Source organism: Shewanella sp. 0m-8 (genome assembly GCF_052977265.1).
Genome location: NZ_JBRIMB010000003.1, coordinates 68,223 through 81,968 on the forward strand (window position 1 = coordinate 68,223; position 13,746 = coordinate 81,968).

9 protein-coding genes are annotated in these 13,746 nt (G+C 44.5%); 6 read left to right on the forward strand and 3 right to left on the reverse strand.

The annotated features are described in order from the left end of the window. Positions 1-89 precede the first annotated feature (89 nt). The gene (gene yiaY / locus ACVBIO_RS02405) at positions 90-1,238 is read left to right on the forward strand and encodes an L-threonine dehydrogenase (RefSeq protein ID WP_447161902.1); all 1,149 of its coding nucleotides are present in this window, start codon (positions 90-92) and stop codon (positions 1,236-1,238) included. Between the two features lie 651 nt (positions 1,239-1,889). Here yiaY and ACVBIO_RS02410 read toward each other — a convergent pair. Continuing rightward, complete coding sequence (locus ACVBIO_RS02410; RefSeq protein ID WP_447171883.1) at positions 1,890-5,045, reverse strand: efflux RND transporter permease subunit; 3,156 nt, start codon at positions 5,043-5,045, stop codon at positions 1,890-1,892. Positions 5,046-5,339: 294 nt separating this feature from the next. After that, the gene (locus ACVBIO_RS02415; RefSeq protein WP_447163667.1) at positions 5,340-6,494 is read right to left on the reverse strand and encodes an efflux RND transporter periplasmic adaptor subunit; all 1,155 of its coding nucleotides are present in this window, start codon (positions 6,492-6,494) and stop codon (positions 5,340-5,342) included. A gap of 461 nt (positions 6,495-6,955) precedes the next feature. Between ACVBIO_RS02415 and ACVBIO_RS02420 the strand changes: the two genes are divergently transcribed. From ACVBIO_RS02420 to ACVBIO_RS02430, 3 genes are all read left to right on the forward strand, one after another. Next, positions 6,956-7,318: a cytoplasmic protein gene (locus tag ACVBIO_RS02420; RefSeq protein ID WP_447162679.1), complete on the forward strand. Its 363-nt coding sequence runs from the start codon at positions 6,956-6,958 to the stop codon at positions 7,316-7,318. A gap of 433 nt (positions 7,319-7,751) precedes the next feature. Further along, positions 7,752-9,053 carry an NAD(P)/FAD-dependent oxidoreductase gene (locus tag ACVBIO_RS02425; protein ID WP_447171884.1) on the forward strand — a complete coding sequence of 434 codons (1,302 nt, stop codon included), beginning with the start codon at positions 7,752-7,754 and terminating at the stop codon, positions 9,051-9,053. 384 nt (positions 9,054-9,437) lie between these two features. Next, positions 9,438-9,647 carry a hypothetical protein gene (locus tag ACVBIO_RS02430; protein WP_442529678.1) on the forward strand — a complete coding sequence of 70 codons (210 nt, stop codon included), beginning with the start codon at positions 9,438-9,440 and terminating at the stop codon, positions 9,645-9,647. A gap of 103 nt (positions 9,648-9,750) precedes the next feature. Here ACVBIO_RS02430 and ACVBIO_RS02435 read toward each other — a convergent pair whose 3' ends face one another. After that, positions 9,751-10,119: an acyl-CoA thioesterase gene (locus ACVBIO_RS02435; protein WP_447162681.1), complete on the reverse strand. Its 369-nt coding sequence runs from the start codon at positions 10,117-10,119 to the stop codon at positions 9,751-9,753. Between the two features lie 302 nt (positions 10,120-10,421). Between ACVBIO_RS02435 and ACVBIO_RS02440 the strand changes: the two genes are divergently transcribed. Both ACVBIO_RS02440 and ACVBIO_RS02445 read left to right on the forward strand, forming a co-directional pair. Next, positions 10,422-11,927: an alkaline phosphatase gene (locus ACVBIO_RS02440; protein WP_447162686.1), complete on the forward strand. Its 1,506-nt coding sequence runs from the start codon at positions 10,422-10,424 to the stop codon at positions 11,925-11,927. 162 nt (positions 11,928-12,089) lie between these two features. Continuing rightward, on the forward strand, positions 12,090-13,685 hold the full coding sequence (locus ACVBIO_RS02445; RefSeq protein WP_447162682.1) for an alkaline phosphatase: 1,596 nt from the start codon (positions 12,090-12,092) through the stop codon (positions 13,683-13,685). Positions 13,686-13,746: the final 61 nt, after the last annotated feature.

Here is a 13,746-nt window from a genome sequence, read left to right on the forward strand (position 1 = left end):
TGGTCACACCTTTATCAAACTAGTGTTGGTACTTTAATTACCAGAAAAGATAACAACTTTTAACATTAAAAGCGTAATAGGTGATTCTTATGGCTGCTAAATTTTTTATCCCATCTGTCAATATCTTAGGGCAAGATGCTGTTACTGAAGCGATTGGTGACATCAAGTCACTAGGCTTTAAAAATGCATTAATTGTTACAGATAAACCTCTCGTTGATATTGGTCTGGTAGCCCAGGTCACAGACAAGTTGGCAAGCAACAATATTAACTCTGTCATCTTCGATGGTGTACAACCTAACCCAACAGTGGGTAACGTCGAAGCAGGTCTTGAAATATTAACCGCTAACAACTGTGATTTCGTGATATCTCTTGGTGGTGGCTCGCCACATGACTGCGCAAAAGGCATCGCATTAGTTGCAACCAATGGTGGCAGCATTAAAGATTATGAAGGTTTAGATGTATCAACTAAGCCACAACTTCCCCTCGTTGCCATCAACACCACCGCAGGCACTGCGAGTGAAATGACCCGTTTCTGCATCATTACCGATGAAGAGCGTCATATTAAGATGGCCATCGTAGATAAGAACACGACCCCCATTCTTTCCGTAAACGATCCTGAGTTAATGCTACTAAAGCCTGCAGGCCTAACCGCTGCGACAGGTATGGATGCATTAACCCACGCCATCGAGGCTTACGTATCGATTGCCGCGAACCCAATAACGGATGCGTGCGCGATTAAAGCGATTGAGCTCATTCAAGCAAACTTGGTCGAGGCCGTTGAAAATGGCCAAAGCATTGAAGCGCGCGATCAAATGGCATACGCACAGTTCTTAGCCGGTATGGCATTTAACAATGCGAGCCTTGGTTATGTGCATGCAATGGCGCACCAACTCGGCGGTTTCTATGACCTACCACATGGCGTATGTAACGCATTACTACTGCCTCATGTGCAAGCCTACAACGCACAAGTGGTGCCCGCTCGTCTAAAAGATGTGGCCAAAGCCATGGGTGTTGATGTCACAGCAATGAGTGATGAGCAAGGTGCACAAGCTGCAATTGAAGCCATTAAAACGCTATCTGTTGCAGTCAATATCCCAGAAAACCTCACCAAACTTGGGGTCAAGGCTGAAGATATTGCAACACTTGCTGACAATGCACTTAAAGATGCATGTGGTTTTACCAACCCTAAGCAAGCGACTCACGCAGAGATCTGCCAAATTTTTACTAATGCGCTTTAGTTAAAGAAGTAAGAAGTAAGAAGTAAGAAGCAATAGTTAATGCGCTTTAGTTAAGAACAATAGTTAATACGCATTAACTCGCTCTAAAAAGTCAAAGTCTAGTTTTACCCAGAGCAAACACTTAACGGTTAAGTAAGAGGTGAAAGGTCGCAAGCAAATTTAGCTCCCATAATTTGACTTGCGCCTTTTATGCTCTTCTCATTCGATAATGAGTCGTTAACCATATTGCCGACAATCTGCTCTAGATTTAATTTTTTTAGAAAAAAAACTGCTAATTTTTAACAATGTGTAGCAAAAGAGTACTACTTTAAGATTATTTTAATGTTGGAGGTAGGATACAAAGCGATACATGTTTGATATAATTATCTGGTTCGCTTTTTCCCTGCAAAAGTTAAAGCAAGCTTAGAAACCCACTCCTCGGAGTGGGTTTTTTCCTTTCTGCAGCAATTTAACCGCACCACTTCGCGCCATTTCATAAAGTACATTCTAAATCATAACAATATTGATTGTGGTTATGCATGCTAGCGCCAACGACCAAGGCAGACCTTACTTTCATAACCGATACTCGCTTAAGTCCCACAATCACTCTGCATAAAAAAGCCTGCTTTGCAGCAGGCAATTTAGTTAAAGCGATAACCGTAGGCTAATGTCTTATGGCTTTACTTGATGCTCTTGAACTTGAGACTCCTCAGGTTCTTTAGGTAAGCCTTTAGCCCTTTCACGCATCTTTTGCATGATAACGTAAAATACCGGCACTAATAACGTACCCACAATAGTGGCCGCTAACATACCGCCAAACACAGAGTAACCCAACGCGCGGCGGCTTCCTGAGCCTGCGCCCGTCGCTATCACTAATGGCAATACCCCTAAAAGGAATGAGAACGCCGTCATCAATACTGCACGAAAGCGTAATCGCGCCGCCGTCTGTGCAGCTTCAATGATACTCTTACCCTCTTCGTGCAACTGTTTAGCAAACTCCACAATCAAAATCGCATTCTTACAGGCAAGACCAATCAAGAGCACCAAACCAATCTGAGCATAGAGGTTTAAGTCTGACCCCACTAACAAGATGTTAAGGAATGCTCCTAATACCGCTATTGGTACCGCTAGAATAACGGCAAATGGAATTGTCCAACTCTCGTACTGAGCCACTAGGAATAGGTAAGTAAAGACTAACGCCAACGAGAAAATCAGCGGTGCTAGGTTACCCGCTTTAATCTCTTGATAAGTTTGTCCTGTCCACTCAAAGGTGTAACCAGCCGGAAGCGACTCGTTGGCCGCGCGCTCCATTGCAGTAATCGCATCACCCGAACTAAAGCCGGGAGCCGGAAAACCATTAATCGTGGTCGAACTAAACATGTTGTAGTTATTCATCACGTCAGGCCCCAAAATTGGTGTCACTGTCACCAACGTACTTAAGGGGACCATCTCGCCAGTCTTAGAGCGCACATAGAAACGTGAAATATCTCTATCGGAGTTACGGTACTCTGATTCTGCCTGCAAAATAACTCTAAACACCTTACCGAAACGGTTAAAGTCATTGACGTACATAGAGCCAAGCATGGTTTGCATCGTCGAGAAGATCTCATTTAACGAGATCCCCAGTGCTTTAGCTTTATCTCTATCAACATCAACAAACATTTGTGGCACATCGGCGCGGAAATTACTAAAGGCCATGGCGATTTCAGGTTGCTCATTGGCTTTCATAATTAAAGCACGCATCACAGAGGCCAACTCTTGGGGACTGCGCCCTTGAGTGTCTTGCAATACAAACTCAAAGCCACCCACGCTACCTACGCCAGGAATTGGCGGCAGTGAGAATGCCATCGCCTTCACTGCAGGGTTAGCGGCATATTTAGCTTGTAGCTTAGCTACAATCGCTGACTCAACCATGTCGGGGGATTCACGTTCACTCCAAGTTGATAGAGTGACAATCATCAAACCACCATTTGATGACACTGAACCGGTTAAAATACTAAAGCCACTGGCATGGATCACATTCTCCACCCCCGGTTCGGCAAGCGTTAACTCAACCAGATCTCGCATCACATCTTCGGTACGGTTAAGTGAGGCGCCATCGGGTAGCTGAATATCCACCATGAAGGCTTTCTTATCTTCCATCGGTACAAAACCCGACGGTAACATTTTGGCGACCCCGCCGGTCACAAGGATTAGACCAACATACACCACGCCAACGATGACGAGCTTACGTGTCAGCAACGACACTAACTTCATGTACTTGCCCGTAAATTGTTCAAAGTACTTATTAAAGGCAGCATGGAAGCCTTTCGTATGTGTCTTAGGCGGGCGTAGTAATGATGCACAAAGAGCTGGGCTTAAGGTAAGTGCATTAATTGATGAGATAAGTACAGAGATACAGATAGTCACGGAGAACTGGGCATACATCTGTCCAGTGATCCCCGGCATCACAGCCGTTGGTGCAAATACCGCAAGCAATACCAGGGTCGTTGCAATAATCGGCCCTGTGACCTCTTTCATCGCTTTAGATGTCGCCTCTTTAGGTGATAAGCCTTCATCTTGCATCAAACGAGTGACGTTCTCCACCACCACAATCGCATCATCGACGACGATACCAATCGCGAGAATAAGCGCGAATAAAGAAACAGTATTGATACTCATATCAAAAGCAAGTAAGAAGGCAAATGTACCGATAAGCGAAACTGGAATGGCAATAGCAGGCACTAAGGTTGAGCGTGCATCCTGTAAAAAGATAAATACGACAAAAACCACCAGCGCAATAGAGATAAACAGGGTTTGCACCACCTCTTTAATTGAGGTTTCAACAAACTCAGTGGTGTCATACAGCACTTCATACTGCAGATCATCAGGAAAACGCTCAGACAGGTTTTCCATTTCGGCCTTAATCGCTTTACCGACTTCTAAGGCGTTTGCATCTGGTGATTGATAGATGGCGATAATTGCCGATGGCTTGTTATTTAGCTTACCTTGAGCATCATAGGTTTGAGAGCCAAGCTCCACTCTAGCAACATCGCCAACCACCACCTTAGAGCCATCGTTATTCGCTCTAATCATCACGTCGTAAAACTCTTTAGGGTCCTTTAAACGCCCCTTGGTCTGCAATGTATACTGAAATTGCTGTTCAGGATCCACTGGCGCGGCGCCAATTCGTCCTGCTGCCACTTGAATATTTTGCTCTTGTAGCGCTGCAATAACATCGCTCGCAGTAACCGCTAGGCTTGCCATTTTGTCAGGGTCGAGCCAAATACGCATGGCATAATCCAGTGCACCAATCACTTGCACTTTAGACACACCATATTGACGCGCAAGTGCGTCTTTAACGTTTAAACCGGCATAATTAGTAATAAACAGTGAATCAAAGGTTTCATTAGGGGAAACGAGGTTGACCACCATCAGCATGTTAGGGCTTTGTTTTTCGACCTTAACCCCCTGACGCTTTACCTCTTCAGGTAGACGCGGCATGGCCTGCTGCACTCGGTTTTGTACTTTCACCTGAGCCATATCGGCATCGGTGCCTACCTCAAAAGTAACATTTAACGAGTAACTACCATCGTTAGCACTTTTCGACTCCATATATATCATGCCTTCAACACCGTTCACTTCGGCTTCTAAAGGCTGGGCTATGGTGTCTTTGACAATATCAGCGCTGGCACCAGAGTAACTGGTTGATACACTTACTTGTGGCGGTGCTATTTCTGGAAATTCTGACACAGATAACACTGGAATGGCGATCAGACCAACCAAGGTCAAAACCGTTGAGATCACAAAGGCAAATTTCGGCCTGTTAATAAAAAATTCACTAATCATGAGTTCCCTCCCGCAAAAAGCGGCAAACTTAGGGCACCTGCTTTAATAAAAAATTCACTAATCATGAAATCCCTCCCGCCAAAAGCGGCAAACTTAGGGCACCTGCTTTAATAAAAAATTCACTAATCATGAAATCCCTCCCGCAAAAAGCGGCAAACTTAGGGCACCTGCTTTAATAAAAAATTCACTAATCATGACATTCCCCAATCAAATCTAGGCGTTGCTCGTCGAAGACCCCAAAAGGGATCACGGAGCAGATGTGAATAAATACATTCATCTTGACTGCTCCGGCTATTATTTTTCATCTTCTTTGAAAGGAACAACTTCTTGCTCTACTGGATTAACCTTGATGCCTGGACGAATTTTTTGCAGCCCTTCTACCACAATGCGTTCACCATCGACTAAACCACCCAATACACGCCATTCAACGCCGAAACGGTCACCCAGCTCAACAATACGTTTTTGAACTTCATCTTGCTCATTGAGCACCATAACAAAACGACCTTGTTGATCTTCCTGCACTGCAGCTTGAGGGATAAGTAGTGCACTTTCGGTGATGGGTGATTCAATCACTAAGGTGACAAACAAACCTGGAAGCATCAGCTTGTCATCATTTTTAAACGTGGCTCGAACAGGTAAAGTCCCGGTAGCCGCGTCAACGCGATTGCCAACAAAGTCGATATAGCCGACTTCATTGAACATGGTGCCGTTGGGTAATCTAAGGCGCATAACAATATCAGTAATTTTTACGTCTCTATCGACAGCCTTAGAGAAGTTTTGTTGAGCAGTGATCAGCTTCTTTTCTGCGACTTGAAAATTAACCCACATAGGTTGAAGCTGCACTAAACTCGCCATTTCAGATTGCGGGGTAATGATGTCGCCGGTACTGACTTTTGAGTGACTGATCCGCCCAGATATTGGTGCATATACCTTGGTATAGCTTAATTGTAGCTCTGCGGACTGCACGGCAGCCTCGGCTTGAACCACTCCAGCTGCGGTGGTCAATTTTCGACTGGTGAGTTCATCCATATCCTGCGCACTGATCATGCCATCAGGCAATAACCGACGGCCACGTTCCCAATTCATAACAGCCACATCCCTTGATGCAACCGCTTGCTTTAATACTGCTTTTTGCTGCGCTAATTCTGCTTCATAGGTCGATGGATCGATTTCAAATAATAGATCCCCCGCAGTAACATCATCACCCTCAATAAAGCTACGCTTGAGTAACTGACCTTGGATCTGTGACTTAATAATCACATCTTCTGATGCCCTAGTTCGGCCAACAATTTCTGATTTAGGTGTTATCAACTGTGTATGAGCGGTGTTGACAATAACACTAGGCAACATGGCTTGTTGCGGCGCGGGCGCGTCACCACAGGCTGTGAGTGCCGTGGCGCTAAAAATTAACATCCACAACTTAAGGTTTGAAACTGTTGAACCGGCCATTTAAGCCTCCAGGTAGATAGGGTCTGCGCTATATTTTTATCCTGAAATTATAGGCTTAACCCACCAACAAAAGATACCTTTTCGCAACAGAACATCAAACAAGGCAACATAACTAATACGTGAAGCCTGATTAAGGCCAATTCACTCCGCTGCTTAACAATCAACAATACAAACACTTCAACTGATGCTTTATTAGCCAAAGCGACTACTTAGTTTACCTGTATCGATAAAAGTGAGATCTGGAACAAGGTTATTAAGCCAAATGTCATGGTAAACAATAGGTACAGCAACTAGAGTGTTAACTAGGCGTTATATTAAAGCGCTATAGAATTAGTAGATATTGAGTTAACCCATCTTTGCTCTAACTACACAGAAAGTACGCTCAAGCCACCTAGGTGGTTGACCAAGATTAAAAACGATGCCTAAGATGGCATTAGTCACAGCGAACAGGTAGGTAATTTATGACAGCAATCTCTCATGTATACAACTACACAGTCCGATGTCCTCACGTTAAGGATCCCGCACACCCAACTAGCTGGCGAAACCATGTTGAGCTCAACCGCTCTTGCGAAATCGCACTAGATAGAATTACTAAATGGCACGGCCATTCTGGCAACCGACTATTTGAACATGAAGGGTTTGTCGTCAGAGAGTGTGAGCAAGAGCAAGCCTACTTCGCCATGCAAAATGACCGTCTCAACGATGACAAGCATGCATTAGTGACTTTCAAAGTGTTTATGGATAACAAGACTAAAGACACATCGGTACAAGAAATCATGGAGCATGTTATCGAAGATTATAAGTCTCGCTTAAGCAAGCTTTAATCATTGCCGGCATGCTTTAGTGATTAGACTCTAGAGCATGCCGCTTTATATTTTACTTCCATAAAAGAGCAAGTTCACACTTCTGACTTTCCTCCCCTTGTTCAGCTCACAAATCACGAGTTAGCTTTAGCCAAAGAAAGCCATAAAAACGCTCAAACAAAAAAATTAAAAGTAATAAAATACAACGAGATAAAAAAGAACACCTTCTCTTTCCCTAGGTTTTAACTCTCTAGACCTCTAATTGCCGTTTTTTATATCTACTGCTACACTTTTCTGGTTTTCTCATCAAAACTATTCTGTATGTAAAACAATTAGCAATTAACCTTAAGCTACTAATATAAAACTGTTTATACCTTAAAACCAATGCCAATTGTATTACTCACTACACCCTAGATTTATTTTCAGTTTTATCTGATTAAGGATTATAAAAATCATGCATGAAATGCCAAATATTGTCATCGTAGGTGGCGGCGCTGGTGGTATGGAGATCGCCACCAAACTCGGTCATCAGCTGGGACGTAAAGGCAAAGCCAGAGTCACATTAGTTGATTGCGCTGAAAGCCATATTTGGAAACCCCTTCTGCATGAAGTTGCAACGGGTGCGCTCGACATTGGTATCGATGCCATCAGCTACCGAGGCCATGCAGCGAGCCATGGTTATCACTTTCAGCAAGGTGCGATGATAGATCTAGATAGAGAAACCAAACAGATCACGCTGGCGGCCATTAATGACGATAAAGGCCACGAATTACTGCCTGCTCGTCTTATTGACTACGATTACTTGGTAATTGCTATTGGCAGTATCGCAAACGACTTTAATATTACTGGTGTGCGCGACCACTGCGTATTTTTAGATAGCACAGAACAAGCCATGGAAATTCGTACCATGCTGTTAAATAAGTTCATGCGCTATGCAAGCCATCATCAGTTAGATGACAAAATTAAAATTGCTGTCGTAGGTGCTGGAGCAACCGGTGTAGAAATGTCTGCAGAGATGCACCATGCGGTCGATCAGTTACGTGGTTTCGGCTATAAAATCGATAGTAGCCTGTTAGAAATTACCCTGATTGAAGCCGATGAGCGCATTTTACCTAAGGTTGAAAAGGAAGAAATCTCAGCTTCAGTCGCAAAAGAACTGACAGCTATTGGTGTCAAAGTGATGACCAATACTCGTATCAATCAAGTCACAGAAGATGGCCTGCACACATCTGAAGGCGAATTTATCGCTTCAGATATGGTGATCTGGTCTACAGGTGTTAAAGCGCCAGACTTCTTAAAAGATATCGGCGGCCTTGAAAGCAATCATATTAATCAAGTAATGGTTAACCAAAATATGCAAACGACTCGCGACCCCGCTATTTTCGCGATAGGTGACTGCGCAGCTTGCCCACAGGAAGATGGCAGCTGGGTTCCACCACGTGGTCAATCTGCACGCCAAATGGCACTAATGACTGCAGACAATATTAAGTTATTATTAGCAGGTAAACCTGCCTCAAATAACTATGTCTATAAAGACTTAGGTGCTTTGGTTAACCTGTCTAAGTTCCACACGGTAGGTAACTTGATGTCATTTATCGGTGGCGGCGTAATGGTAGAAGGTAAGATTGCTCGCTTCGTTTATACCTCTCTTTATAGAAGACACCTTATTGAACTTCATGGACCAATAAAAGGCACGCTATTGATGTTAGCCAAAGGCATTAGCCGTATAGTGCACCCACATTTGAAGCTGCACTAATTAGCTTTGTGAATGTTGCTGGTATTTTGGTATAGCACCAGCAACATTTTTTACCAATTTGAGTTGGCTTGTTCAGTTCTGCGACACTTCAAAATCAAACTTCGTTTGATAACAAAGTCCATCAAGCTCTATATCTTCAGGCTAAGAGTGGCCTCCAACTAAAGTGGTTCCCATGGCCTGCGGCCGGCGTATGTGCAGGCGTATGTGCAGGCGATTTATAGCAATGAATTCTCAAGTTAGAAACAGCGGCTTAGTAACACCAAACAAAAAATATAATCAGCCTTTATTAGAAGGCTACCCTGATAACGTGATGATCTGCCCTAGCGCAGCTTAGATAATACTGGCAATATGCCAGCAATATTATAAGAAAGAGACAACTCCCCTATGAAAAAGTTAACTTTAGTAGCAGCGCTATTTTGCACTCTCGTTTTCACCGGCTGCGCAGAATTGAAAGACGCTGGACGTCAAATTGGCACTACCACTAAAGAAGTGACAACTGATATTGGCCATGCCACTCGAGATACCACCCGCGCCATAGGCCACGCCTCAAGAGATGCGGTTAACTCGGTAAAAGAAGATCTTAGCGAAGACTGATATTGAGTATTAAGATGTTTCTATCGTGCTAAAGGCGCAATATTTACTATTGCGCCTTTTGTTTTTTCTCCAAATTATTCGCCTTTACGATTAAGCCTCGACGTTAAGCAGCATTGGCTCGCATACCGTGTGCTGTGGGTTGCCCTTTTTCATTCACATGCACAAATACAATTTTATCGACTCTCACGATTGGCAAATGAGTGAGCTTATTACGCACCTCACAAGAGATGGTGATTGAGGTAGCCCCTGCACTTATCAGCTCTAAACCAAATTCAATGACATCTCCCTGCCTCGCAGGTGATAAAAAATTGATTTCCGAGATAATTTTAGTCACGTGACGTTGGCTTTTCATCTGACAGCCAGCAAATATGGCAGCCTCTTCATCAATCCAACTTAATAGCTGCCCACCAAAAAGAAAGTTAGCTGGGTTTAAGTGCTCAGGTTTAATAAAACGACGACTGTAATATTTCATTTTGCTGCCCTATAAGTTAAATATCTATTTAGTAGTAGCAAAAATAACGCCGACAATGGTAAACAATGAAATTCAAGCACTTACCGTTCACAAAGGTTTATTCAATTAGTGTGATTGCACTAATGTGGCGCCGCTTGCCCCTAAAAAGTGCTCCGACAATTTAACTCGTTATGCCCCGCTTTACAGCTGAACACTTGCTTAAGCAACAAAACCGACATAAATCCGACTCAATACCGTCATGCTTTTGCATGACAATCACCTCGCACAAGGAAACCTTATATAAACCTTATTAACTGACGGTGATAATAGTGAATAATATTAACAAAATAGCTGTGATTATCTCTTGTAGTCTAGCAACTGCAGCGGCAACGGCCTCTGTATTGCCTAGCAATCAAACAGACAGCCAATGGTATAAAGATAGTGCCAAACTTGTCAGCGATAAAACCCAGCAAACAACGACACCGAAAGCCAAGAATGTCATTCTTTTTGTTGGTGATGGCATGGGGGTATCAACCTTAACAGCGGCTCGTATTTTTGAAGGCCAGCGACAAACGGGTAACCAAGGTGGAGAAGAAAACTTCTTAAGTTTCGAGAAGTTTCCAAAAACCGCACTGGTTAAAACCTACAATACTAACCAACAAACCCCCGACTCAGCAGGCACCATGACTGCTATTGCGACAGGCGTAAAATCCAAAGCCGGCGTGTTATCAGTTTCTGATACTAGCCTTCGGGCAAACTGCTTATCGTCTAGAGGGAATGAGTTAGTTACTTTGGTTGATTTAGCCAATGCCAAAGGCCTTTCTACTGGCGTTGTCACTACTGCACGAATTACTCACGCAACCCCCGCAGCAACCTATGCCACTTCTCCAGAGCGAAACTGGGAGGCTGATTCAAATCTACCCGATGAAGCGATAACCAACGAATGTAAAGATATCGCCTACCAGCTAGTCATGCGTGAGGAAGCGGATGCGTTAACCGTTGCACTAGGCGGTGGACGTAGAAACTTTATTCCCAGCGATATGATTGACGGTGAAGATAAATCTGGCCGCAGAAATGATGGCGTAAATTTAACCAAGGTCTGGACTGACAACCTAAGTAATGCCGCTTACGTTTGGGATAAAGCAGGTTTCGATGCTGTTGATGTCGCGTCAACAGAGCACCTACTTGGCTTATTCAACTCATCACATATGCAGTATGAAGCTGACCGCGCTAATGATACCGCTGGTGAGCCTTCACTAACTGAGATGACAACTAAGTCTATTGAATTGTTGAACAAGAATGAAGACGGTTATTTACTGATAGTTGAATCAGGCAGAATCGATCATGCTCACCATGCTGGTAACGCCTACCGAGCCATGATGGATACGGTTGAGTTATCTAATGCAGTGCAAGCTGCGGTTGAAAATACCAACCCTGAAGAAACCCTCATCATGGTCACAGCTGACCACAGCCACGTGTTTACCATTGCAGGCTATCCTAAGCGCGGTAACCCGATTTTAGGTCTGGTCCACAACATTGATGGCAGCGTTGCCGTTGCTCAAGATGGCAAGCCCTATACCACCGTGGGTTACACCAATGGCCCCGGCGCAGTTGTCGGTCAGCGTGATGACTTAAGCTCGGTTGATACTCAAGATAAAGAGTTTATGCAGCAGGCACTTGTGCCTATGAGTAGTGAAACCCATGCCGGCGAAGATATTACTCTGCACGCAACTGGGCCGGGTTCAGATCTTGTTCAAGGCGTTATTGAGCAAAACGTAATTTTTCACATCATCAATCAAGCCCAAGAGCTTGGCGGAACCAAATACTAAACGCTATGAGCTATGAGCACTAATGCTTTTAGTATGAAGACTAAAAGCTGCACGGTTTAGAGTACTCGGATCAATCCGATGACGACTAACCATAAGCGGTGTTCACACATGACTCTCACTGACTAAAACAGTCAGCACTAGTACCGATTTATGGAGTTTAAAATGAATAAGAAATTACTGGTAATATCAATAACTGCCATGCTGGGACTTGCCGCGTGTGGCGATGACGGTGATAAAGGCGAAGATGGCAATAATGGTCAAGATTGGACAAGCGTCAACCAATGGTATGTTGATGGCCAATCGCGCGTCACTAAAGCCCAAGGGCTGAGCATCAATAATCAATCAGGCGCAGCTAAGAACATCATCCTATTCGTAGGTGACGGCATGGGCGTTTCAACCGTCACTGCTGCACGCATTTTAGAAGGCCAACTAAAAGGCCAGACCGGTGAAGAGCACTCATTGTCTTTCGAAACCTTACCTTATCTAGGTCTTGCCAAAACCTATAACGTTGACGGTCAAACACCAGATTCGGCCGGCACTATGACGGCAATGGTCACTGGTGTTAAAACGGATGTAGGGGTGATTTCACAAGCCGAAGGTGTTACCCGCGCTAACTGTGCATCGACCGAAGGCCAAAACTTAGTCACCTCTTTAGAGCTTGCAGCAATGGCTGGCCTGTCAACAGGTGTTGTTTCTACAGCGCGTATTACTCACGCCACTCCAGCAGCCACTTACGCCCATGCCCCTGAACGTAATTGGGAAAGTGATGCCGACCTCCCTGCAGAAGCCATCGCCAATGGTTGCAGTGATATCGCATCTCAATTACTGGATTTTGATTATGGTACAGGGCTAAACGTGGTCATGGGTGGCGGGCGCCGCGCCTTTATTCCAACGACAGTGACCGATCCTGAAGGTAAGTCAGGTAAACGTACAGACAGCAGAGACTTAACCAGTGAATGGTTATCTAAGTACACTAATGCCGCTTATGTTGCCGACCGAGATGAATTTTTAAACCTCGACCCAACAACGACCGATCATGCACTTGGACTATTTAACTCATCGCATATGGAATACGAACTTGACCGTACCATTGACGGTGCTAGTGGCGAGCCATCTCTTGCTGAAATGACAGCCAAGTCAATTGATATTCTGCAAAAGAACGACAAAGGCTTTGTGCTGATTGTCGAAGCCGGGCGCATCGATCATGCTCACCACGCAGGTAATGCTGCCCGTGCGCTGCATGACACCATTGCACTGTCAGAAGCCGTACGTGTCGCCATGGAAAAAACATCGACTAAAGATACCCTTCTCATGGTAACGGCAGATCACAGCCATGTGTTTACCATTGCAGGCTACCCCACTCGCGGTAACCCAATTTTAGGCTTAGTTAAAAGTAATGGTTCTGACGGGTTACCCGTCGTGACCAATGCTACTGACTCAAATGGTTTACCTTATACCACTGTTGGTTATGCCAATGGACTAGGTTACGCCAACCTCGCAAGTGGTGGCGATGAGCGTTATGGCTACGCTGCAGCGCCAGGGCGCTTCGATCTAAACTATGTCGACACCCAAAGTGCAGGTTTCCATCAAGAAGCATTAGTACCACTAGGGAGTGAAACTCACGCAGGTGAAGATGTTGCCATTTTTGCCAGCGGCCCTGGAGCGCATTTAATCCAAGGTACTGTGGAGCAAAATCATCTATTTCACGTAATGAATCATGCTGGAAACTTAGTCGAAAAAGCTGAAGCGGCGCAATAAAACACCAAGGGTAAGGCATTAATCGCCACCGAGGTTTGTTCACTCGGTGGCATTGATTAAT